The organism is Burkholderia sp. APQ4-4ca (assembly GCF_057837105.1).
This window is the reverse complement of sequence record NZ_JBYQCG010000220.1, coordinates 1-20,863: the sequence shown is the minus strand read 5'-3', so window position 1 is coordinate 20,863 and position 20,863 is coordinate 1. Positions and strand designations below refer to the sequence as shown.

General features: G+C 66.8%; 23 protein-coding genes and 2 pseudogenes. 8 read left to right on the top strand and 17 right to left on the bottom strand.

Features of this window, described 5'->3' with window-relative positions:
* Positions 1-96: 96 nt before the first annotated feature.
* Positions 97-1,509 carry an 8-oxoguanine deaminase gene (locus AC3IFE_RS23745; RefSeq protein WP_301739025.1) on the bottom strand — a complete coding sequence of 471 codons (1,413 nt, stop codon included), beginning with the start codon at positions 1,507-1,509 and terminating at the stop codon, positions 97-99.
* A gap of 508 nt (positions 1,510-2,017) precedes the next feature.
* On the opposite strand from AC3IFE_RS23745, the gene uraH reads away from it, so the two are divergent.
* Both uraH and AC3IFE_RS23735 read left to right on the top strand, forming a co-directional pair.
* The gene (gene uraH / locus AC3IFE_RS23740; RefSeq protein WP_011352401.1) at positions 2,018-2,371 is read left to right on the top strand and encodes a hydroxyisourate hydrolase; all 354 of its coding nucleotides are present in this window, start codon (positions 2,018-2,020) and stop codon (positions 2,369-2,371) included.
* Between the two features lie 53 nt (positions 2,372-2,424).
* Positions 2,425-3,618 carry a urate hydroxylase PuuD gene (locus AC3IFE_RS23735; protein ID WP_089467691.1) on the top strand — a complete coding sequence of 398 codons (1,194 nt, stop codon included), beginning with the start codon at positions 2,425-2,427 and terminating at the stop codon, positions 3,616-3,618.
* 105 nt (positions 3,619-3,723) lie between these two features.
* On the opposite strand, the gene AC3IFE_RS23730 is transcribed toward AC3IFE_RS23735, so the two are convergent.
* The 12 genes from AC3IFE_RS23730 to AC3IFE_RS23675 all read right to left on the bottom strand — a co-directional run bounded on the left by AC3IFE_RS23730 (position 3,724) and on the right by AC3IFE_RS23675 (position 14,599).
* Positions 3,724-4,134, bottom strand: coding sequence for an ACT domain-containing protein (locus tag AC3IFE_RS23730; RefSeq protein ID WP_489192363.1), 411 nt, complete (start codon positions 4,132-4,134; stop codon positions 3,724-3,726).
* Between the two features lie 256 nt (positions 4,135-4,390).
* On the bottom strand, positions 4,391-4,903 hold the full coding sequence (locus AC3IFE_RS23725) for an ureidoglycolate lyase (RefSeq protein ID WP_489192361.1): 513 nt from the start codon (positions 4,901-4,903) through the stop codon (positions 4,391-4,393).
* Positions 4,900-5,913, bottom strand: a complete 1,014-nt coding sequence (gene alc, locus AC3IFE_RS23720; protein ID WP_089467694.1) for an allantoicase — start codon at positions 5,911-5,913, stop codon at positions 4,900-4,902. Before alc ends, AC3IFE_RS23725 begins: the two co-directional genes overlap by 4 nt.
* A 75-nt stretch (positions 5,914-5,988) precedes the next feature.
* On the bottom strand, positions 5,989-6,510 hold the full coding sequence (gene uraD / locus AC3IFE_RS23715) for a 2-oxo-4-hydroxy-4-carboxy-5-ureidoimidazoline decarboxylase (RefSeq protein WP_089467695.1): 522 nt from the start codon (positions 6,508-6,510) through the stop codon (positions 5,989-5,991).
* Positions 6,507-7,460 carry an allantoinase PuuE gene (gene puuE / locus AC3IFE_RS23710; protein ID WP_489192359.1) on the bottom strand — a complete coding sequence of 318 codons (954 nt, stop codon included), beginning with the start codon at positions 7,458-7,460 and terminating at the stop codon, positions 6,507-6,509. Before puuE ends, uraD begins: the two co-directional genes overlap by 4 nt.
* Positions 7,461-7,620: 160 nt before the next feature.
* Positions 7,621-8,412: an aspartate/glutamate racemase family protein gene (locus tag AC3IFE_RS23705; RefSeq protein ID WP_089467697.1), complete on the bottom strand. Its 792-nt coding sequence runs from the start codon at positions 8,410-8,412 to the stop codon at positions 7,621-7,623.
* A 10-nt stretch (positions 8,413-8,422) separates the two neighbouring features.
* A complete protein-coding gene (locus AC3IFE_RS23700) occupies positions 8,423-9,907 on the bottom strand; it encodes an NCS1 family nucleobase:cation symporter-1 (RefSeq protein ID WP_489192356.1) in 1,485 nt (494 codons plus the stop codon).
* A 149-nt stretch (positions 9,908-10,056) separates the two neighbouring features.
* Positions 10,057-10,761: a GntR family transcriptional regulator gene (locus tag AC3IFE_RS23695; protein ID WP_050013319.1), complete on the bottom strand. Its 705-nt coding sequence runs from the start codon at positions 10,759-10,761 to the stop codon at positions 10,057-10,059.
* 307 nt (positions 10,762-11,068) lie between these two features.
* A complete protein-coding gene (gene ldcA, locus AC3IFE_RS23690) occupies positions 11,069-12,007 on the bottom strand; it encodes a muramoyltetrapeptide carboxypeptidase (protein WP_489192354.1) in 939 nt (312 codons plus the stop codon).
* A 95-nt stretch (positions 12,008-12,102) separates the two neighbouring features.
* The gene (gene tadA, locus AC3IFE_RS23685) at positions 12,103-12,699 is read right to left on the bottom strand and encodes a tRNA adenosine(34) deaminase TadA (protein WP_179233400.1); all 597 of its coding nucleotides are present in this window, start codon (positions 12,697-12,699) and stop codon (positions 12,103-12,105) included.
* Positions 12,696-13,097, bottom strand: a complete 402-nt coding sequence (locus AC3IFE_RS23680) for a DnaJ family domain-containing protein (protein ID WP_027784729.1) — start codon at positions 13,095-13,097, stop codon at positions 12,696-12,698. Before AC3IFE_RS23680 ends, tadA begins: the two co-directional genes overlap by 4 nt.
* A 278-nt stretch (positions 13,098-13,375) precedes the next feature.
* Complete coding sequence (locus tag AC3IFE_RS23675; protein WP_489192542.1) at positions 13,376-14,599, bottom strand: MFS transporter; 1,224 nt, start codon at positions 14,597-14,599, stop codon at positions 13,376-13,378.
* Positions 14,600-14,864: 265 nt separating this feature from the next.
* Here AC3IFE_RS23675 and AC3IFE_RS23670 point away from each other — a divergent pair.
* The 5 genes and pseudogenes from AC3IFE_RS23670 to AC3IFE_RS23650 all read left to right on the top strand — a co-directional run.
* Positions 14,865-14,969, top strand: a pseudogene (locus AC3IFE_RS23670) (HEAT repeat domain-containing protein); the annotation flags it as partial.
* A pseudogene (locus AC3IFE_RS23665) lies at positions 14,942-15,115 on the top strand (gamma-butyrobetaine hydroxylase-like domain-containing protein); the annotation flags it as partial. The pseudogenes AC3IFE_RS23670 and AC3IFE_RS23665, both read left to right, overlap by 28 nt.
* Positions 15,116-15,239: 124 nt before the next feature.
* Positions 15,240-16,124, top strand: coding sequence for an NAD(P)-dependent oxidoreductase (locus AC3IFE_RS23660; RefSeq protein WP_489192351.1), 885 nt, complete (start codon positions 15,240-15,242; stop codon positions 16,122-16,124).
* 48 nt (positions 16,125-16,172) lie between these two features.
* Positions 16,173-16,646 carry an NUDIX hydrolase gene (locus AC3IFE_RS23655; protein WP_489192349.1) on the top strand — a complete coding sequence of 158 codons (474 nt, stop codon included), beginning with the start codon at positions 16,173-16,175 and terminating at the stop codon, positions 16,644-16,646.
* A 90-nt stretch (positions 16,647-16,736) separates the two neighbouring features.
* Positions 16,737-17,186: an acetyltransferase gene (locus AC3IFE_RS23650; protein ID WP_489192347.1), complete on the top strand. Its 450-nt coding sequence runs from the start codon at positions 16,737-16,739 to the stop codon at positions 17,184-17,186.
* A 78-nt stretch (positions 17,187-17,264) separates the two neighbouring features.
* Here the strand turns inward: AC3IFE_RS23650 and AC3IFE_RS23645 are convergent, their stop codons facing one another.
* The gene (locus AC3IFE_RS23645) at positions 17,265-17,855 is read right to left on the bottom strand and encodes a 2'-5' RNA ligase family protein (protein ID WP_489192345.1); all 591 of its coding nucleotides are present in this window, start codon (positions 17,853-17,855) and stop codon (positions 17,265-17,267) included.
* A gap of 154 nt (positions 17,856-18,009) precedes the next feature.
* On the opposite strand from AC3IFE_RS23645, the gene AC3IFE_RS23640 reads away from it, so the two are divergent.
* Positions 18,010-18,627, top strand: a complete 618-nt coding sequence (locus tag AC3IFE_RS23640; RefSeq protein WP_089467706.1) for a 3'-5' exonuclease — start codon at positions 18,010-18,012, stop codon at positions 18,625-18,627.
* A gap of 285 nt (positions 18,628-18,912) precedes the next feature.
* On the opposite strand, the gene yghU is transcribed toward AC3IFE_RS23640, so the two are convergent.
* The 3 genes from yghU to AC3IFE_RS23625 all read right to left on the bottom strand — a co-directional run.
* Positions 18,913-19,791 carry a glutathione-dependent disulfide-bond oxidoreductase gene (gene yghU, locus AC3IFE_RS23635; RefSeq protein WP_489192343.1) on the bottom strand — a complete coding sequence of 293 codons (879 nt, stop codon included), beginning with the start codon at positions 19,789-19,791 and terminating at the stop codon, positions 18,913-18,915.
* A 29-nt stretch (positions 19,792-19,820) separates the two neighbouring features.
* Positions 19,821-20,525 carry a glutathione S-transferase family protein gene (locus tag AC3IFE_RS23630; protein ID WP_489192540.1) on the bottom strand — a complete coding sequence of 235 codons (705 nt, stop codon included), beginning with the start codon at positions 20,523-20,525 and terminating at the stop codon, positions 19,821-19,823.
* A gap of 10 nt (positions 20,526-20,535) precedes the next feature.
* The coding region (locus AC3IFE_RS23625) for an EamA family transporter (RefSeq protein ID WP_489192341.1) at positions 20,536-20,863 on the bottom strand (328 nt) is incomplete at its 5' end.

The following is a 20,863-nucleotide window of genomic DNA, read 5'->3' as shown; positions in this document are numbered from 1 at the left end:
GCGCCACGCGCGCCGGTCAGGCCGTTGCGCGTCGCCGCGGCGGGTTGCGCGGCGGGCGGAGGCCGCAACGTGCGGCGCGACCGCCCCGCCGACGCGTCAGCGCGACGCTTCCACGAGCGCGTGCGCCAGCGCGTTGTGACGCTCGATCACCGGCGGCAGATCGAGCGTCGCGAGCCGCCCTTCCCGCACCACCACCTTCCCGTTCACCACCGTGTACGCCGTCTGCGACGGCGCACAGAACACGAGTGCCGCGACCGGGTCGTGCAGCGCGCCCGCGAACAGCGGCTGGCGCAGGTCGAACGCGGCGAAGTCCGCGGCCATGCCGGGCTTCAGCGCGCCGATGTCGTCGCGGTTCAGCACCTTCGCGCCGCCGAGCGTCGCGATCTCGAGCGCTTCGCGCGCGGTCATCGCGTCGGGCCCGAAACCGACCCGCTGCAGCAGCAGCGCCTGGCGTACCTCGGCCACCATCTGCGCGCCGTCGTTCGACGCGGAACCGTCGACGCCAAGGCCGACCGGCACGCCCGCGAGCCGCATCTTCTTCACCGGCGCGATGCCGGAAGCCAACCGCATGTTCGAGCACGGGCAATGCGCGACGCCCGTGCCGGTGCGCGCGAACAGGCCGATGCCCGCATCGTCGAGCTGCACGCAGTGCGCATGCCACACGTCGTGGCCGACCCAGCCGAGATCTTCCGCATATTCGGCGGGCGTCATCCCGAACTTCTCGCGGCTGTATGCGATGTCGTTGACGTTTTCTGCAAGGTGCGTGTGCAACGACACGCCGTATTCGCGCGCGAGCACGGCCGCGTCGCGCATCAGCTCGCGGCTCACCGAGAACGGCGAGCACGGCGCGACCACCACGCGCAGCATCGCGTAGCGGCCTTCGTCGTGATAGGTCTCGATCAGGCGCTGCGTGTCGCGCAGGATGTCGGGTTCGCGCTCGACGACCGAATCGGGCGGCAAGCCGCCGTCGCGCTGGCCGACGCTCATCGCGCCGCGGCTCGCATGAAAACGCATGCCGATCCGCTGCGCGGCGCCGATGCTGTCGTCGAGCCGGCTGCCGTTCGGGTAGATGTACAGATGGTCGCTCGACGTGGTGCAGCCCGACTGCAGCAGTTCGGCCATCGCGGTGAGCGTCGACACCTCGATCATCTCGGGCGTCAGGTGCGCCCAGATCCGGTACAGGTTCGTGAGCCAGCCGAACAGTTCGGCGTTCTGCGCGGCCGGCACCGCACGCGTGAGGCTCTGGTACATGTGGTGGTGCGTGTTCACGAGCCCCGGGATCACGAGGTGGCCGCGCAGGTCGAGCACTTCGTCGGCCGTGTCGGGCAGCTCGGCGCTCGGGCCGACCGCGACGATCCGGTTGTCTTCGATGTAGAGCCCCGCGTCGCGCAGTTCGCGGCGCGTGTCGTCCATGGTCACGAGCACGTCGGCATGCTTGACCAGCAGGGTTTTCGGGCGGGATGAGGAGGGGTTCGGCGCGCGTGCGCCAGCGTGCTGCTCGAGATTCATGCGTTCTCCGCGTCGGTCTGCCTCCAGGGGCTGTCCTGGAAGCGGTCACACAGCCGTTCGAACGCTGAATCGCGGCACGCCCCGGTGCCTGCGTCCGTTCGAACGCCCTGGCCCGGTTACCCGGCGTGCTCGCCGTCTTCGGGGTACGCGCGGGCCACCGGCCGACGCGCACGGCGGGAGGATCGCCCAAGCGGGCGCCGCGCACAATACGCGGTCCCGAATACCGTGCTTCAGGAATCCGGTATGGTACGCCGCCCAAGGCCCCGACGCGCGCCCGACACCGGCGCTGTCAGCCTTATCCGGCGGCCCGTCGACAGCCGCTCATGCGCGGCGCATTATCTTCGATATCGCGCACGTATTTGCACGGGGAACCTTTTTACAATGCCTGCACGGCGCTCGCTTCACTTTCGCCGACGGGTATGTAGCCACGTGACGTGGAGCCTCGATCCGCCGCATCGTCAATGGATCGAGTCGCCGCCGAACCTCGCATTCACACAAGGAACAACGAATGGGAAAGCTCACTACCCACGTACTCGATACGGCACACGGCCGCCCCGGCGCGGCCATCAAGGTGGACCTCTACGCGCTGGACGGCGAATCGCGCCGCGCGATCAAGACCGTGCTGACCAATAGCGACGGCCGCTGCGACGAACCGCTGCTCGAAGGCGCGGCGCTCGCCGCCGGCGAATACGAACTCGTGTTCCATGCCGGCGACTATTTCGCATCGCTCGGCGTGAAGGTGCCCGAACCGCGCTTCGTCGACCGCGTCGTGCTGCGCTTCGGCATCGCCGACACCGGCTCGCACTACCACGTGCCGCTGCTCGTGTCGCCGTGGTCGTACAGCACCTATCGCGGCAGCTGACACACGAATCAGCGCCTGCATCAAGACAAACGATCTGAGTCTGGAGGAGTTTCATGGAAGGCTTCATCACCGACTGGCTGAACCTCGCGCTGCGATGGCTGCACGTCATCGTCGCCATTGCGTGGATCGGCGAGTCGTTCTATTTCGTCGCGCTCGACAACAGCCTGAAACCGCCGACCGACCCGAACCAGCGCAAGCGCGGCGTGTTCGGCGAGCTGTGGCACGTCCACGGCGGCGGTTTCTACAACATGCAGAAGTACACGGTCGCGCCGCCGGAAATGCCCGATGACCTGCACTGGTCGAAGTGGCCGTCGTACACGACCTGGCTGTCGGGCTTCTCGCTGTTCTTCGTGCTGTACCTGCTCGCACCGAACACGTACCTGATCGACAAGAACGTGCTCGACATGGGCCCGGTGGTCGCCGTCGCCTCCGCACTCGGCTTCCTCGCGGCCGGCTGGATCGTCTACGACTCGCTGTGCCGCATCCTCGGCACCAACGACCGCGTGCTCGGCATCTGCGTCGGCCTGTACGTCGTCGCCGCCGCGTACCTCGCGTGCCACATCTTCTCGGGCCGGGCCGCCTACCTGATCGTCGGCGCGATGCTCGCGACGATCATGTCGGCGAACGTGTTCTTCGTGATCATCCCGGGCCAGCGCAAGATGGTCGACAAGATGCTCAAGGGCGAGGAACCGAACCCGATCTACGGCAAGCGCGGCAAGCAGCGTTCGGTGCACAACACGTACTTCACGCTGCCGGTCGTGTTCGCGATGCTGTCGAACCACTATGCGATGACGTACACGAACAAGTTCAACTGGGTCGTGCTCGTGCTGATCATGCTGGCCGGCGCGCTGATCCGCCAGTTCTTCGTGATGCGTCACCGCGGCAAGCAGCTGTGGTACCTGCCGATCGGCGGCGTCGCGCTGCTGTCGGGCGCGCTGGTGTGGACGATGCCGAAGCCGGTCGCGCCGGAAGCGCAAGCGGCCAACGCACCGAAGATCGCGATTCACGACATCATGCCGATCCTGCAGCAGCGCTGCGTCGAGTGCCACTCGGCCAAGCCCACGCTGATGGGCAGCGCGCCCGCGGGCGTGATGTTCGATACGCCGGACGAAGTGTCGAAGAACGCGCAGCGCATCTACGACCAGGCCGTGCGCCTGAAGGCGATGCCGATCGGCAACGTCACGCACATGACCGACGACGAGCGCACGAAGCTCGCCGCCTGGTTCGAGGGCGGCGCGGTCAAGTAAGCTGCCCGCCCGGCGCCGAGAGCCATTCGCCGGCGCCATGCTCTCCGTTCGCGGGCCCGGTCACACGGGCCCGTTTTTTTGCCTGCGCGGAATGCCCTTCGCGCGCTACCCGCGCATCGCGTCGCGCTGCAGTGCGACGAGTACGTCGCGTGCGCGCGGGCCGTCGGCGACCGGCACGAAGACGTGATCGTGGTACGCGGCGGCCATCACGTTGCAGCTGATGCCGGCCGCGCCGAGCGCCCGCGCGAATGCGGCCGTGAGGCCGACGGCCGCGAGATCGGAATGCACGGTCAGCGTGATCCATGCGGCGCGGAACAGCACCGGCCAGCCGCGGCGCGCGGCCGCTGCCTCGTCGACCACGACCGTCAGCCCTTCCGCCTCTCGGAACGTCGCGATCACTTCGGATAACGATACGTCCGCGTCGGGCGGCAGCGCGATGAACGCGAACACGCCCGGATGCAGTTCGGGCTGCATCGTGCGCAGCAGGACCGCGAGGTCGTTTTGAGGCTGGCTCATCGGAGGATCGAACCCGGAACCGGACGTCGTGTGGTGGCGATGCGGGCACGATAGCACGCGGCACGCGCACCATCGCGACTTCGTCCGCGAGCCGGGCGCGCAACGCGACGGTGCGCGGATCGTCCCGCAGGTGAACTCGAGGACACGCATGCGCGATACCCGCAAGGCCGCGTCAACCTGATTGCGTGCCAGCGAGCGCGCGTAAAAAAACCCGCGCAGGTTGCGCGGGTTTCGACGGACGGACAATCAACCCGACTCAGGCCGTCACCGCATTCCGTGCATCCTCGGTGAGCCACAGCGACTCCTGCAGATCCTGTTCATTCAGGTTCAGCCCGTCGCCGCCGCGATCGACGACGATGAAGTCGCTCACGCCGCCCAACGCGATCAGCGGGTGATGCCACACGCCCTTCGCGTAGTTCACGCCCTGCCAGCCGCTCGTCACGAACGCGCGGATCTTCGCCGGATCGAGATCGCCCGCAGGCGCGACGACCACGAGATACGGTTGGTCGTTCAGCGGCACGAACGCCTGGCTGCCGAGCGGATGCCGCTCCAGCATCTTCACTTCGAACGGCAGCGTGCGCGGCTGGCCGCGGAACAGGTTGACGAGCGGGCGGCCGCCTTCATCGGTCACGTCGACTTTCGCGAGATCGTGAAAGCGGATCGTCGTGCCGAGGTTGATCGGGATCTGCTTCGCCCCTTCCGTTTCGATCACGTCGCCGAACGGTGCAAACGCTTCCCTGGTCAGCGGTTCGATGGCGAGCGTCTTCATTTGTCGAGCGTCCCCCACAGACGCAGGCGCGACACGCCGCCGTCCGGAATGATGTTCAGGCGCACGTGGGTGACCGGGCCGAGCGACGCGATCTCCTGTTCGAAATAGTGCTGCTTGTCCATCTGCAGCTTCTGTTCGCCGAGCAGCACCGGCCAGAACATCGACTGCGTGATCAGCGAGCTGTCCGTGCCGCCCGACACATACGCGGCCTGGATCGAGCAGCGATCCGGGTAGTTTCCCTTGAAGAACGCGGTATCGACTTCGATCTTGCGGATCACGCCCGGCTGCGCGAGCGCGATGATCGCCCAGTCGTTGCCCGGCTCGCGGCGGCGGCGGGTTTCCCAGCCGTCGCCCATGTTCACGCCGCGGCCCGGCAGCAGCAGGTTCGACGCGACGCCGAAGTGCTGGTTGTTCGCCGCCACCACGTAACCGCCGTTTTCCATCGCCGCGAGGTCGAACTGCTCGGTCGCGCTCGCGCCGGCCCAGTCGAGCTGCGGCTGGCCGTACACGCGCAGGCGCGCGATGCCGCCGTCCGGGTAGATGTTCACGCGCAGATGCGTGAACGCGCGCGCGTCGCTCGCTTCAACGTAGTGATGGCTATTGCCTTGCAGCGTCGTCGACGGGACGATCTCGACCCACTCGGTCGCGTGCGTCGGCGCGCCGTCGGCCACGAACGCGGCCTCGATCGATGCGGCCGGCGGGAAGTTGCCGGTGAAGTGGCTGGTGTCGATGTCGAAGCCCTTGATCACGCCCGGGCGCGCGAGCTTGACGATGCACCAGTCGTAGCCCGTCGTGCGCTTGCGGCGCGTTTCCCAGCCGTCCATCCACTTGCCGTGGTCGTCGTACTTGCCGGGGATGAACACGGCCGGCTCGGGGTTTAGCATCCGGTCCTTCGGCGCGAAGAAATCGTCGCTGGCCTCGAGCGCCTGCGCACCAAGACGCGGGTCGGCAAGATTCACGTAGCGCCGCGTGAAATCGGGTGCGTTCGGATCGAGAAGCGGAACAGCCATGATGTTTCCTTGTTTCAGTCAGACGTTCGGGCCGCCGCGGCGCAGCGGGCCGTATTGTGGTGCCCAGCGGCGGTGTCAGGCGTCGATCAGGTCGTCGAGGCGAAAGCGCGCGATCCGGTAGATCTGGTCGAGGCTCGCGCGCAGTTCCTCGTCGCGCGAATGATTCACGCGCGACTCGAAGTTCGCGATGATGCCGTGGCGGTCATAGCCGCGCACCGCGAGGATGAACGGGAAGCCGAATTTCTCGCGATAGGTGCGGTTCAGCGTGAGCAGCTTGTCGAATTCTTCCTGCGTGCACTGGTCGAGGCCCGCGCCGCTCTGCTCGCGGGTCGATTCGGCCGTCAGTTCGCCGCGCACCGCGGCCTTGCCGGCCAGCTCCGGGTGGGCGTTGATCAGCGCGAGCTGGCGCGCTTCGCCGCCGGTTTCCACCGCGTCCGACATCGTCTCGTGCAGCGCATCGATGCTCGCGAACGGACGCTTGCCCGCGGCGACCTCGGCCACCCACGGCGAATGTTCGAAGATCCCCGACAGCGCCGCGACGAATGCGCTCGGCGCCATCGTGTTCAGTTGTTCCAACGTGTAGCGCATCGCCTTCATGCTTTCCCTTCGTTTCGATTGTTGGGCTGATACGGATGATGTTCACGCCAGTGACGCGCGATATCGACACGGCGCGTCACCCATACGCGATCGTGCTTCTCGATGTGATCGAGGAACCGCTGCAGCCCGCGGAACCGGCCCGGCCGGCCGAGCAGCCGGCAATGCATGCCGATCGACAGCATCTTCGGCGCCTCGTCGCCCTCCGCGTACAGTACGTCGAATGCGTCGCGCAGGTACTGGAAGAAGTGGTCGCCGGTATTGAAGCCCTGCGGCGTCGCGAAGCGCATGTCGTTCGTGTCGAGCGTGTACGGCACGATCAGTTGCGGCGACGTGCGGCCGCCCGACACCTCGACGTCCATCCAGAACGGCAGGTCGTCGCCGTAGTTGTCGGCGTCGTACAGGAAGCCGCCGTATTCGGCGACCAGGCGATGCGTGTTGGGACTGTCGCGGCCCGTGTACCAGCCGAGCGGACGCTCGCCCGTCACGCGCTCGATCGCTTCCATTCCAAGGCGCATGTGCTCGGCCTCGAGTTCCGGCGTCATGCTCTGGTAGTGGATCCAGCGCCAGCCGTGGCACGCGATTTCATGGCCGAGCTCGACGAATGCCCGCGCGAGTTCCGGATGACGTTCGATCGCCATGCCCACGCCGAATACCGTCAGCGGCAGCCCGCGCTTCTCGAATTCGCGCAGGATGCGCCATACGCCGGCCCGCGACCCGTATTCGTAGATCGACTCCATGCTCATGTGGCGGTCCGGATACGCGGCCGCGCCGACGATTTCGGACAGGAACTGCTCGGATCCCGGGTCGCCGTGCAGCACGCTGTTCTCGCCGCCCTCCTCGTAGTTCAGCACGAATTGCACGGCGACGCGGGCGCGCCCCGGCCAGTTCGCCTGAACGGGATGGCGGCCGTAGCCGATCAGGTCGCGAGGATAGTTGGGATCGAGTGACATGGTTCGAAGTGCAACGAGAGCGGGCTGAATGAGCGGGCTGGAATAATGGGTTCGCATCGACTGCGCGGCGCCGGCGGCCGGCCGCGCGAGCCGATGCGATGACGGCCCAGTGTAGCGAAAACGTTCCTACGCGCCCATACAGCGGCGCAGATAGTGCATGTCAGACGGTGTGTATGTGCGGTTGCGGCAAATTCGGCGGAGGTTCCGCCGCGTCCCCGTCCGGCGGGCTGAAGCGGGCGAACGCGCCGTCGTAGCGCTTCGCCAGCGGCCGCGCGTAGTCGCCGCGCTTCGCGGTCGCGAGGCGCAGCGCGACGAGCGCCTCGGCCCACTTCACCGCCGCCGTGACGCCCTCGACCACCGGCGCGCCGATCTGCTGCTCGATCTCGTGCGCGAATTCGGCCATCCCCGCGCAGCCGAGCACGATCGCGTCGGCGCCGTCCTCGTCGAGCGCGCGCCGGCATTCGTCGACGATGATCCGGCGCGCGGCCGAGCCGGGCCGGTCGAGTTCGAGCACCGCGACGTCGGTCGCGCGCACGTTGCGGCAGAACCGCTTCATCCCGTAGCGCTCCGCGAGGTGCCATGCCATCCCGCAAGTGCGCGCGAGTGTCGTGACGACCGAGAAGCCCGGCGCGAGCACGCTCGCCGCATGCATCGCGGCCTCGGCGATGCCGATCACCGGCCCGCGCGCGAGCTCGCGCGCCGCGTACAGGCCGGGATCGCCGAAACATGCGATCACGTACGCGTCGCAGCCGTCGCGCTCGCCCCGCGCGACCTCGGCGAGCAGCCCCGGCGTCGCGAGCGCCTCGTCGTAATAGCCTTCGATCGACGGCGGCCCCATCGGCGGGCTCACGGCCACGATCTCCGTGCCGGCGGCCGCGACCTCGCGCGCGCAGCGGCCCATCGCATCGGTCATCCGCTGCGTCGTATTCGGATTGATCAGTCGGATCTTCATCGCCCGCTCCTTACGCCTTCGCGCTCGCGAGGAGCCGATAGAACACGAAGCCGAGCCCCGCGCCGATGAACCACGAGAAATTCGCGAGCGCCTGCCAGCCCGGCACCATCACGCAGACGACCGCGATCACCGCGGCCGGCAGCAGCGCGGCCAGCGCGCGGCGGTTCACGCCGCCCGTGTACCAGTAGGCGCCGCTTTCCGACATCGTGTACAGGTCGTCGCGCACGAGGCGGCCGCGCTTGACGAGGTAGAAGTCGGCGATCAGCACGCCGTACAGCGGGCCGATGAACGCGCCGAGCACGTCGAGCGTGTAGTGGATCACGGCCGGGTTGTTGAACAGGTTCCACGGCGTGATGAAGATCGACGCGACGGCCGCGAGCATCCCGCCCGCGCGCCAGCTGATCAGGCGCGGCGCGACGTTCGAGAAGTCGAACGCGGGCGACACGAAGTTCGCGACGATGTTGATGCCGATCGTCGCGATCGTGAACGTCAGCGCGCCGAGAATCACCGCGGTCGGATGGTCGATGCGGCCGACCGTCGCGACCGGGTCGGTGATCAGTTCGCCGAACACCGGCAGCGTCGCGGCGGTGGTGATCACCGTGACGAGCGAGAACGCGAGGAAGTTGACGGGCAGCCCCCAGAAATTGCCGCGCTTCACGTCGCCGAACGAGCGGCAGTAGCGCGAGAAATCGCCGAAGTTCAGCATCGGCCCGGAGAAGTACGACACGACGAGCGACACGGCGGTGATCATCACCGGAATCACTTCCGCGCCGTGATACTTGACGCCGCCGAGGTTGATGCCGATGTTGCGCCAGCCCGCGCGCCACACCATGTAGCCGGCGAGGATGAACATCACGACATAGACGGCCGGGCCCGCGAAGTCGATGAACTTCTTGATCGTCTCCATCCCGTTCCAGAACACGAACGCCTGGAGCACCCACAGCAGCATGAAGCCGGCCCAGCCGACCGCCGACAGCCCGAGGAAGCCGTAGCGATGGACGTCCGCGTACGGCAGCCATTGCGGGAAGAATTTCAGCACGACGATCACGAGCGCGCTCGATGCCAGATAGGTCTGGATGCCGTACCACGCGATCGCGATCAGCCCGCGGATCACGGCCGGCACGTTCGCGCCGAGCACGCCGAACGTCGCGCGGCACGCGACCGGATACGGCACGCCGATCTGCTGGCTCGGCCGCGCGATCAGGTTGCACAGCGCGTTCACGAGGCCGATGCCGACGATCAGCGCGATCAGCACCTGCCAGCTCGTCAGCCCGAGCGCGAACAGGCTGCCCGCGAACACGTAGCCGCCGACGCTGTGCACGTCCGACATCCAGAACGCGAAGATGTTGTACGCACCCCACGTCTGATTTTTAAGGGGTGCCAAATCTTCGTTGTACAGACGTTCGCTGTAACCATCCGGCAATGCCGGACCGCCGCCCTCGCCGCCTTCTTCCGCCGGATAGGCGCTGTCGTGCGCCACACTGAACTGAGCCATGACTTCTCCTTGATGCGGCCGCGAGGCCGCTCCACCGTCATCGATATCGCTCCGGATCATCGCCCGGAGTCGGACCCGCGGCCCGCGGCAAACGCCGCAGGCCTGCATTGCTCTCGTCGTGTGGCGCGCGGCAGGGTTCGCGTCGCCGCTCAGGCGCCGCCGAACACTTCGCGCAAATCGACCTGCCCTTGCGCGGGCCGGTCCAGCATCTTCAGTTCGACATGCTGCAGGTGGCGCGCCATCAGCGTCACCGCCTGCTTCGGATCGCCCGCCTCCAGCGCGGCGAGGATCTCGTCGTGGTCGTCGCACGAGCACGGGCTGCGCCCGTGCGATTCGTACAGCGCCGACATCAGCGTCGAGCGGGCGACGAGCCCTTCGAGGCACTCGCTGAGCGTCGCATTGCCCATCAGCGTCGCGAGCGCCGTATGGAATTCGCCCGACAGCCGGATCCACGCCGCGAAGTCGTGCCGCTCGAACGCCTTGCGTTCCTTGTCGATCAGCGCCGCGACGCCCTTCAGCCGCCGGGCGCCGGGGCCGGTCGCGAGCCGCTCGACCACGGCCAGCTCGATGATCCGGCGCATCTCGAACACTTCGTGCACGTCTTGCAGCGTCGGGCTCGCGACGAAGGCACCGCGGTTCGGCTCGAGGTCGACCAGCTTGTCGGTCGCGAGCTGTGCGAGCGCCTGGCGGATCGTCCCGCGCTTCACGCCGAACACGTCGCAGAGCTGCGCCTCCGTCAGCTTCGCGCCGGGCGCGAGCCGATGCTCGAGGATCGCCGTGCGGATCCGTTCGGCGATCGCTTCGGGGCTGGCCGCACCGGACGGAGAGGAATCGGGCTCGTTCATGATCTGCATCGTGTGATGGTCCTTATCCTAGGGTGGACATAAAGATTGTCAACAATTCTTTTGCGGGATTTTGCACAATCGGCGTGCGCCAGCGTGTTCCCATTCGGTGCAATTCGCACGAAATCCATGCACGACAAGCCAGACAGGCAAGACGGAGGCCCTTCTCTTCGTCTATCTGCCCGGCCATTTTGTTGACAAAAATGGTGCAAAACCAGGTGGCGATCGTATCGGCGTCGACGAAAAAATCGGACCGTTAGTTGCGCATTTACCTAAAGAAAAAGGCGGGAAACCCGCCTTTCGATCAGTCGCGCCGGCATCAGCCGAGATGCGGATAGTCGGACAGCGTGAGCCGGAACCCGTGCGCATTCGCGACCAGTTGCGCCTGTGCACCGAACGGCAGCGTCAACAGGTCGGGCACATGGCCGAACTGGAGCCCGGTGACGACCGGGATGCCGACCACCGCGCGCACCTGGTCGATCATCGCCTGCATGTCGTAGCCGTTGTCGTATTCGAACGGCCGCGCCCCGGTGAACTGGCCGAGCACGAGCGCCTGCTGGCGCGCGAGCAGCCCCGACAGGTGCAGTTGATAGATCATCCGCTCGATCCGGAACGGCTGCTCGTTGACGTCTTCGATGAACAGGATCCCGCCTTCGATGTCGGGCATGTACGGCGTGCCCACCAGCGACGCGAGAATCGCCAGATTGCCGCCCCACAGCATGCCGGTCACGTTCACCGTCTGCACCTGCGGTGCGTCGGCGACGATCGTCGTGCTCGGCTGCGTCAGCGTCTGCCAGAAATGCTGCATCGTGAAGTCGCTCGGCGTTTCCGCGCCGAAGTCGGCCGACAGCATCGGGCCGCCGAACGGCTTGATGCGCGCCTTCGCATACAGCGCGAGCTGGATCGCCGTGAAGTCGCTGTGGCCGACGAGCGCGACCGGCTGGTCGCGCAGCCGGCGTTCGAGGCCGCGATAGTCGAGCCCGTGCAGGATGCGCGCGGCGCCGTAGCCGCCGCGCACCGCGAGCGCGATGTCCGGCAGCGGCCGCTCCGGATCGGCGAGGCGGTTCAGGTCGCCTGCCCGCTCGCCGTCGGTGCCGCCGAAACGTTGGAAGCGCCGCTGCGTCGCCTCGATGTTCTCGATGCGCTGCTGCGCGGTGCTGAGGCGCTCGAGCGCGCGGTTGATCGCGTCGGGGTCGTGCGGATAGCCGGACGGCGCCAGCAGGCGGATGGTGTAGGACGCGGCGGGCTGGAAGGACATGGCGAAAGGTGTCGGGGGTCGTCAAACCTGCTTAGAGGGCCCGAACCGTGCCCGGTTCACGAAAACCGTGCACACCGGGCGCGGCGGGAGGCAGCCTAGGACGCGCCGGATTCGGCGTCGCGGGCGAGCCGCGCGTCGCGCAGCGCGCGACGGCGCTCGGCGAAGAACGACTTCAACGCGGCGCCGCACTCGTCGGCGAGCACGCCGCCGGTGACTTCGGTGTGGTGATTCAGCTGAGGATTCGCGAAGGCGTCGATCACGCTGCCGCACGCGCCCGTCTTGGGGTCGGCCGCGCCATAGACGACCCGCGCGATGCGGGCATGCATGATCGCGCCTGCGCACATGAGGCACGGCTCGAGCGTCACGTAAAGCTCGCAGCCGGGCATCCGGTAATTCCGCAGATGCTGCGCGGCCATGCGCAGCGCGGCCATTTCGGCATGCGCGGACGGGTCGTGCCCGCCGATCGGATGGTTGAAGCCGCGGGCGATCACTTCGTCGCCGCGCACGAGCACCGCCCCGACCGGCACTTCGCCGGCCGCGCGCGCCTCTTCGGCGGCCGCCTGCGCAAGACGCATGAAATGCAAGTCGCGCGCCGATACGGGCGCGCTGTCGTGAACGGGAGAATCGGCGGCGGGGTCGGCGGCCACGGCGGCGGCCGAGCGTGCTGCGTCGTGCAGCGCGTCGGACGTCACATCGTCCCCGCTTCGGCGGGCGCGTCGTCGAGCCCGCGCTCGCACAGGCGTTCCGCGATACGCCGGCAGTAGTCGCGCGGCATCACCATCGGGCCGCCGCGCAGCGATTCGAGCGCCATGTCGAGCGCGAGGATCTTCGCCTGCAGCCGGCAGCGCGCGGCGCGGTCGCTGACCGCCTGCACTTCGTCGTGCAGGTTGCGCAGCGCGCGCAGTTGCTCGACGGCCGGCGGCACGAAGCCCGCGTTCTTCAGGATACGGTTGGCCACCCGCACCTCCTCGGGCACGAGCAGGTCGTCATCCAGCGCCTGCGGCGCGCCGGTACCCGGCAAATCGTCGAACTCGCCCCGCGCGGCGGCGGCGGCAATACGTTGTTCGACCAGGGCGTCAAGCAATCTCATCAGTCAATCGGAACAATGCGGCAGGCCGAATTCTAGCAGGGTGACGCCGGTATGACAGGCCGTTCGAATACATGCTCGATATTGTGTTTTTAGGGACCGAATCGCAGCGCATGCGCGCCGATCGCCGTCAGTTGGCGCTCTGCTGCGCCGCAGCAGGCTGAGCGCCGTTTGGACCCCTTCAAATGTAAGCCATATCGGGACCCGTTTTTATCCACGACGACGTGGCGACCACCCCATCCGTCCGGCAAAAACGCTAGCCGCACCGCCTCCGCCGTCCATTACGCGGCCACCGTATCCGGCCGCGCCTTCGCGAACGGACGGAACATCGTCGCGATCAGGAACGCGCCGATCCCGATCGCGAACGAACCGAGGTACAGCCAGCCATAGCTGCCGAACGCATCGACGATCAGCCCGCCGGCAACCGGCCCCGCGGCCATCCCGAGGCTGCCGGCCATCGCGCAGCCGCCGATCACGGTCCCCATCATCCGCAGCGGGAAATTCTCGCGCGCGAGCACCGAATACAGCGGCATCACGCCCGCATAGATGAAACCGAACAGCGTCGCGACCACGTAGAAGCCGTCGAGCGTGCGCACGAAGTAGTAGCCGAGCGCGCCCAGCGCCTGCGCGAGCAGCCCGGCCACCAGCATGCGCTTCGCGCCGAGACGATCGCCGAGGATCCCGAACGCGATCCGGCCGCCCATGCCCGCGAGCCCTTCGACGCTGTAGATCGACACAGCGGCGATCAGCGGAATCCCGCAGGTCACCGTGTAGCTGACCGTATGGAAGATCGGGCCCGAATGCGTCGCGCAGCAGAAGAAGTTGGTCAGCACGAGCACCCTGAACTGCGGCGAGCGCAGCGCATCCGCGACCGACATCGCGACGGGCGCGCCGGCGGACGCAGGCGCAAGCGCCGTGTGCGCGGAGTCCGGATCGAGCGCGGGCGCCCGGCGCACCAGCAGCGACACCGGGATCATCACGACGGCCGCCAGTACGGCGATCAGCAGCATCGCCGTGCGCCAGTCGCGCACCGACACGAGCCATGCGGCCAGCGGCGCCATCGTCATCGGCGCCATCCCCATGCCGGCCGACACGAGCGAGACCGCGAGGCTGCGGTGCGTGTCGAACCAGCCGGTCACGCACGCCATCATCGGTGCGAATATCGCGGCCGTCGCACTGCCGACTGCCAGGCCGAAGGTCAACTGAAACACCAGCAGCGACGGCGCGCGGCTTGCCAACGCCAGGCTCGCCGACAGCAGCACGGCGCCCGCGACGACGACCGGCCGCGTGCCGATGCGGTCCGACAGGTTGCCCCACGCCATGCTCGCGACGGCCATCGCGATGAAACCGAGCGTCATCGCGGCGGAAATGCCGGTCATCGACCAGCCCGTATCGCGCGCGATCGACCGCAGGAACACCGGCAATGAAAACATCGCGCCGATCGCGACGCAGCCCATCAGGCCGCCCGCGGCGACGATCACCCAGCGGTATCGGGAATCCGGCATATTGCATGTCATGTAGCCTCTCCTGGTTCGTTGCGCCCTTCGCGGAAACCGGGTGCCGGCCGCATGGCGCGGCGCACTGCCCGGTCGATATCGATACGACGGGCGGCACGGCGGGGAATCGACATGCGCGGCCCAGGGGCCCCGTTTTTTATTGTCGGCGATTCCGCGCGGCTCGCCAGGGTCGAATCATGCACTCCCCTGAGGCCCGGCTGCCCCGCTTTTCCGCAACGGGAAATTCGAAATCAGAAATCGTTGGTTGGGGCGCGCGCAAAGCCTGTCCGAACTGAAGGACGCGGCATCGGCCGCCGTGCTGTGCCGGTGGGCCGACCGGCCCGAGCCGTCTATGCGCGGTTGCGCAGCGATTGCCCGTGTGCGGAATGCCGAAAGATCCGGCTCGACGGCGGCCATATCGACGCGCGGCCGGATCTGACACTGGACGGCGTGGAAGCGCTCGGCTACGGCGTGCGCTTCCTGTTCGGCGGCGGCCATGCACGCGGCATTTATCCGTGGCCGTAGCTGGGGGATCTCGCGTAGCGGCGACGACGCGGCTTCCACGCTCGCGCGGGCCACATGGCAAGCATGCGAAAACGCTGCGATACTGACGCCCAAAATCGTCGCCACCTACCGTGGGAGCCGCACCATGCAAACCGCAGTCGGATTCATCGGCCTTGGCGTGATGGGCACGCCGATGGCGCTCAATCTCGCACGAGCCGGCACGCCGCTCGTCGTGTGGAGCCGTTCGCATGGCAACGACGACGCGCTGCGCGACGCCGGCGCACGCGTGGCCGAGGACATCGACGACGTGTTCGTGTCCTGTCGCACCGTGATCCTGATGCTCGCGAACGACGCGGCGATCGATGCCGCCCTCGCGCGCGGCACACCTGGTTTTGCCGCCCGGGTCGGCGGGCACACGATCGTCAACATGGGCACGAATGCGCCCGAATACTCGCGCGCGCTCGCCGATGACATCGCCGCCGCGTCGGGCCGCTACGTCGAGGCGCCGGTGTCGGGCTCGCGCAAGCCGGCCGAAGCCGGGCAGCTCGTCGTGATGCTGGCGGGCGCATCGGACGACGTCGATGCCGTCCGTGCGCTCGTGAAGCCGCTGTGCCGCGACAGCTTCGTGTGCGGCGACGTGCCGTCCGCGCTGACGATGAAGCTCGCCGTCAACCTGTTCCTGATCACGATGGTCACCGGTCTCGCCGAAGCCACGCATTTCGCGCAACGCCACGGTATCGACCTCGCGCGCTTCGCCGACGTGCTGAATGCCGGGCCGATGGCCAGCGACGTGTCGCGCGTGAAGCTCGGCAAACTCGTCTCGGAAGATTTCTCGGTGCAGGCCGCGATCACCGACGTGCTGAAGAATGCGCGCCTCGTCGCCGAATCCGCGCGCGGCATCGGCATCGCGTCGCCGCTGCTCGACATCTGCCATGCGCTTTACGGCGAGACCGAGCAGGCCGGACATGGCGCGGCCGACATGGTCGCCGTGATTCGTGCGCTCGAACGGCGTACCGGGGACGCGCGATGAGCGGCGTGCACGCTCACGCGTTCGTTCGCACCGGTGGGTAGGCGAACCATGTCCGCGACTGGCAACGCCGTGCCCTTGCACCCCGTTCCCGCCGTGATCGGCGTCGTGCTGCGCGAACGCGACGTGCTGCTCGTGCGCCGCGCGAATCCGCCCGATGCTGGCTGCTGGGGCTTTCCCGGCGGCAAGATCGAGCCGGGCGAGCCGCTCGCGGATGCGGTCGTGCGCGAGATCGCGGAAGAAACGACGATCGACGTGGAGGCGCTGGACGCCTTTACCGCGCTGGATGCGTTCGATTACGATGCGCACGGCGCCGTGCGCCAGCATTTCATCATGGTCGCGGTGCTGTGCCGATGGCTGCGCGGCACGCCGGCCGCCGGCGACGATGCGCTCGACGCGCACTGGTTCGGGATCGACGAACTCGACCGCGGCGATTTGCCGATGAGCGCGGGCGTGCGCGATGTCGCTCGGCGGGCGATGGAGCGGGCTGCAGCGCTGGAGCACGCGCGGCGGCCATCCGACTGATACATCGCCGTCGCTTGCGTATCCCCGCGACGCGTTCGCTCCGTCATGGAGCCGCCACCCGCCGAGCGCCGGATCACCACACATCGAACCATGATCAGAATTCGACAATCCACCAGGGCCGACGGCACACGCGTGCTGGATATCTGGCGCACCGCCGTCGACGCCACGCACCGCTTCCTGAGCGACGACGACCGTCGCGCGATCGAAGCCGAAGTCGTCGCGTTTTTGCCGGGCGCACCGCTCGATCTGGCCGTCGATGAGTGCGATCGCGCGATCGGCTTCATGCTGCTCGACGGCAACCACATGGAAGCGCTGTTCGTCGATCCCGCGCACCATCGCGCGGGAGTCGGGCGGTTGCTCGTCGAAGAAGCGCTCAAGCGCCATCCCCACCTGTCCACCGACGTCAACGAACAGAACGAAGCGGCGGCGGGCTTCTATGAACGGCTCGGATTCGAGCGCTGCGGGCGATCGGATCTGGATGGACAAGGACGACCGTATCCGCTGATTCACCTTCGTTATCGCGGAGGTGGTCGGGACTGAGCCGGAATCCGGGCAGGAACGGGCACGACAGCGGCCGGCCGCATGCGCTGAAACGACACCGCCCTTGCGGTATCGCGATTATCCCGACGCGTTGCCGGTCGTCAGCGGCCAGCGTTCCAACACGTCGTAGCGCGACTTGCCGAGCCAGCTATCGATCAGGACGAAGTCGAACACAGTCCAAGTAATCGGCTCGATCCGATACTCGTCGGGCCTCTGTGCGCCATACAGCAGCGTCACGTGTGGAGTGAAACCCGTGGGAAGCATGCTCAGCCCCGCCTCTTGTTTCAGCGCACGTCGCAACTGCCGTCGAAAGTCGATCAAGTTTTCCAGACCGGCCCGCCCCACCAGCACCAGCGGCTGATGACCGGCCCGCCCGTTGAAGCTGATGATCTTGTCGAACCTCACGGAGAAAGACGGCACATCTATGCGGTCCGCGACCGCGCGGGCCCGCGCGAGCGTAGCGCCCGGCACATAAGCGAAGTCGCCTAGCGAACCCAACGTGATGTGCAGACGCTCGGTGCCCACCGGCCTGTCCTTCTCCAGCCGCATGCTTTCGGCCAGGCCGGCAATGCGCGCCGCCGTGGCCGGGTCCGGCATCACGGCGAAAAAGAAGCGGTGCACGGGAACCGGCGGCGGCGCATCGAATCCGGGGAGCGTCAGTTGGGTCACGGCGGCATGTCCGACAGGCCTGGAGCGAGATTTTCATTATCGTCAATCGGAAGCCTGCTCGCTTGCCGCTCGACGAATCCGCCGTTCGCGCGCCCGAAGATGCTACCCTCTCGGCCACACTCGACACCCTCTGATGACGCTCCCGAATTCAACCATGCAAACCGTCGCGGTACTGGACTTCGAAACAACCGGGCTGTCGCCGAATCTCGGCGACCGCGCCACCGAAATTGCCGTCATCCTGCTGCGCGACGGGCAAGTCGTCGACCGTTTCCAGAGCTTGATGAATGCCGGCAGACGCATCCCGTCCGATGTGGTCGCGCTCACCGGCATCACGAACGACATGATCGCAACGGCGCCGCCGGCGTCCGAAGTCATGAAGGAGGCGGCGGCGTTCGTCGGCAAGCATGCGGTCGTGGCACACAACGCCGGTTTCGACAAGCGCTTCTGGCAGTCGGAACTGGGGATGCTCGGCATGTCGGCCGACCATGCGTTTGCGTGCACGATGCTGGTGGCGAGACGGATCTACCCAGACGCGCGGAGTCACCGTCTGTCAAGCCTCGCCGAGATGCTGCGGCTGCCGCAAACGGGCCGTGCGCACCGCGCGATGGTCGATGCCGAGATGGCTGGGCATCTGTGGTGCCGGTTGCAGCAGGATATTTCGCGGACTTATGGGCTGGATCGGATCGATCACGCGCTGATGTCACGGGTGCAGGCGACGACCAAGGCGAAAGTGCCGATGTATTTGCGGTCGCTGGGGCGTGCGCATGCGTGACGCATCCGGCCCCCGGAACGGAAAACACGAGGGCGCACCGACTGACTTGACGCATTAACGCAAAACGGCCCGGCAATGAATTGCCAGGCCGCTTCTTGCCTCCGCGTGAGCCGGGCAGCAAGCCAACCGAACCGGCAATCCGCTTGCGAACTATCGTGACATCGACCGATCCACGACGACACAAGCGCCGTAGTCGACCGCCCTGCGCGAAGAGACCGAGCCGACCGGCCTGCTGCGCGTCGCCTGTCGGGTCGTCGGCCGGTGACGACGATTAGCCTTCGATCTTCATGATTGCGCCCCTCCCACCTTGTCCTGCGTCGCCGTATCAAAATCGCTTGCAGCGTGACGCTCCCGAAGCTGCCCGGCAGGGTCACCGCTCATCCGGTTCACCATGCGGCCACGTCTTACTGCCGGCCGCGCGAGAAGCGTGTCGGCCCAGCGTCGAATGTTCGTGTAGTCCTGCACGGACAGGAATTCCGCCGCACCGTATTGCCAGCCTTTGACAAGGCCGCCGTACCACGGGAACACCGCGATATCGGCGATGGTGTAATCGTCACCGGCGAGATATTCATTGCCGGCAAGCTGCCGGTCGAGCACATCGAGCTGGCGCTTCACCTCCATTGCGAAACGATCGATCGCATACTCGATCTTCGTTGGCGCATAGGCGTAGAAGTGGCCGAAGCCGCCACCCAGGTATGGCGCGCTGCCCATCTGCCAGAACAGCCAGTTGAGCGTCTCGGTGCGTGCCGCCACGTCTTTCGGAAGGAACGCCCCGAACTTCTCGGCCAGATACAGCAGGATCGAACCCGACTCGAACACGCGGACAGGCTTCGGCCCACTGCGATCCAGCAGCGCGGGGATCTTCGAGTTCGGATTGATGTCCACGAAGCCGCTGCCGAACTGCTCACCCTCGCCGATCCTGATCAACCAGGCGTCATACTCGGCTCCGGAAAAGCCGGCTGCGAGCAGTTCCTCCAACAGGATCGTGACCTTTACGCCATTGGGCGTGCCCAGCGAATAAAGCTGCAGCGGATGACGCCCGACAGGCAGCACCTTTTCATGCGTCGGCCCGGCGACCGGTCGGTTGATGTTCGCGAAGGTGCCGCCGCTGGGTTTGTTCCAGGTCCAGACCTTCGGGGGAATATAGTCGAATGAATCAGCCATGCAGTTCTCCGTAACGGCTCAGTGCCGGCTCAGGCAACCAGCGGATAATTGGAAGGGAAAAGCGCGCGACGAGTCTCTTCGTCGTTGACCTTTTTGAACTCGTGGTCCTTGCCGACTGCTCTGGCGCGGGCCGCTGCCGGGCGTGCATCGACTGTTTCGAACAACCGCTTGAGGTTCGGAAACGCCCCCAGTGGATCCTCGGCCCCCTTGAGCACGCGCGACGCGCGATCGAGCCATCCCCAGGCCGAGATGTCCGCGATCGTATATGTCTCACCGACGATGTACGTCCGCCCTTCCAGATGGTCGTTCAGGACCTGGTAGTGGCGCTCCACCTCACGTCGATAGCGGTTCACCGCATAATCGAGTCCCTCGGGCGCGGCGAACTGGAAGTGCACCGCCTGGCCCGAAAATGGCCCTAGACCGGAGGCCAGGAACAGGAGCCACGAAAGCAGCTCGGGCCTGTCCTCCCGTACGCCCTGCAATTTGCCGGTCTTCTCCGCCAGATAGAGCAGGATCGCCGTGGAGTCGAACACGCGCGCTTCCTTGCCGCCCGGCCCGTCTGTATCGACGATGGCGGGCACCTTGCCGTTGGGGTTGATCGCGCGGAATGGCGGCGTGTGCTGTTCTCCCTTGCTGGTATCGATGGGGACCATCTCGTAGGAAAGACCCGTCTCCTCGAGAAACAGGGCAATCTTGGCCGGATTTGGCGTGGGGTGGAAGTAAAAGCGGATCATGGCGGTACCTTCAGGTTTGCGAATGGGTTGATGCACGCCGGACTGCTGCAATGCGCGCGGGCGCGGGCCTGGAAGCGAGCAGCACACCGAAAACGATGACGACGATCGACACCCCTTCAGCCGGCGACGGCGTTTCGCCGAGAACGGGTATGGCGAGAACCGAGGCGACAGCAGGAAGCAGCGCGATGACAGCGGTGGCAGCCGAAGAGCCGAGCAGGGAAACGGCGCGGTTATAGGTGATGAGCGCGACGCCACTCATCAGCACGCCTTGATAAAGCGCCTGCGTGGCGATCTCGCCCCGGGAGGCAAGGCCGAACCGGCTGAGGCCGAGCAACAGA

Excerpts from the sequence above, each read along its gene's own strand:
- AC3IFE_RS23745 (WP_301739025.1), bottom strand. The coding sequence starts at position 1,509 with ATGAATCTCGAGCAGCACGCTGGCGCACGCGCGCCGAACCCCTCCTCA.
- uraH (WP_011352401.1), top strand. The coding sequence starts at position 2,018 with ATGGGAAAGCTCACTACCCACGTACTCGATACGGCACACGGCCGCCCC.
- AC3IFE_RS23735 (WP_089467691.1), top strand. The coding sequence starts at position 2,425 with ATGGAAGGCTTCATCACCGACTGGCTGAACCTCGCGCTGCGATGGCTG.
- AC3IFE_RS23730 (WP_489192363.1), bottom strand. The coding sequence starts at position 4,134 with ATGAGCCAGCCTCAAAACGACCTCGCGGTCCTGCTGCGCACGATGCAG.
- AC3IFE_RS23725 (WP_489192361.1), bottom strand. The coding sequence starts at position 4,903 with ATGAAGACGCTCGCCATCGAACCGCTGACCAGGGAAGCGTTTGCACCG.
- alc (WP_089467694.1), bottom strand. The coding sequence starts at position 5,913 with ATGGCTGTTCCGCTTCTCGATCCGAACGCACCCGATTTCACGCGGCGC.
- uraD (WP_089467695.1), bottom strand. The coding sequence starts at position 6,510 with ATGAAGGCGATGCGCTACACGTTGGAACAACTGAACACGATGGCGCCG.
- puuE (WP_489192359.1), bottom strand. The coding sequence starts at position 7,460 with ATGTCACTCGATCCCAACTATCCTCGCGACCTGATCGGCTACGGCCGC.
- AC3IFE_RS23705 (WP_089467697.1), bottom strand. The coding sequence starts at position 8,412 with ATGAAGATCCGACTGATCAATCCGAATACGACGCAGCGGATGACCGAT.
- AC3IFE_RS23700 (WP_489192356.1), bottom strand. The coding sequence starts at position 9,907 with ATGGCTCAGTTCAGTGTGGCGCACGACAGCGCCTATCCGGCGGAAGAA.
- AC3IFE_RS23695 (WP_050013319.1), bottom strand. The coding sequence starts at position 10,761 with ATGCAGATCATGAACGAGCCCGATTCCTCTCCGTCCGGTGCGGCCAGC.
- ldcA (WP_489192354.1), bottom strand. The coding sequence starts at position 12,007 with ATGTCCTTCCAGCCCGCCGCGTCCTACACCATCCGCCTGCTGGCGCCG.
- AC3IFE_RS23680 (WP_027784729.1), bottom strand. The coding sequence starts at position 13,097 with ATGAGATTGCTTGACGCCCTGGTCGAACAACGTATTGCCGCCGCCGCC.
- AC3IFE_RS23675 (WP_489192542.1), bottom strand. The coding sequence starts at position 14,599 with ATGCCGGATTCCCGATACCGCTGGGTGATCGTCGCCGCGGGCGGCCTG.
- AC3IFE_RS23660 (WP_489192351.1), top strand. The coding sequence starts at position 15,240 with ATGCAAACCGCAGTCGGATTCATCGGCCTTGGCGTGATGGGCACGCCG.
- AC3IFE_RS23655 (WP_489192349.1), top strand. The coding sequence starts at position 16,173 with ATGTCCGCGACTGGCAACGCCGTGCCCTTGCACCCCGTTCCCGCCGTG.
- AC3IFE_RS23650 (WP_489192347.1), top strand. The coding sequence starts at position 16,737 with ATGATCAGAATTCGACAATCCACCAGGGCCGACGGCACACGCGTGCTG.
- AC3IFE_RS23640 (WP_089467706.1), top strand. The coding sequence starts at position 18,010 with ATGCAAACCGTCGCGGTACTGGACTTCGAAACAACCGGGCTGTCGCCG.
- yghU (WP_489192343.1), bottom strand. The coding sequence starts at position 19,791 with ATGGCTGATTCATTCGACTATATTCCCCCGAAGGTCTGGACCTGGAAC.
- AC3IFE_RS23630 (WP_489192540.1), bottom strand. The coding sequence starts at position 20,525 with ATGATCCGCTTTTACTTCCACCCCACGCCAAATCCGGCCAAGATTGCC.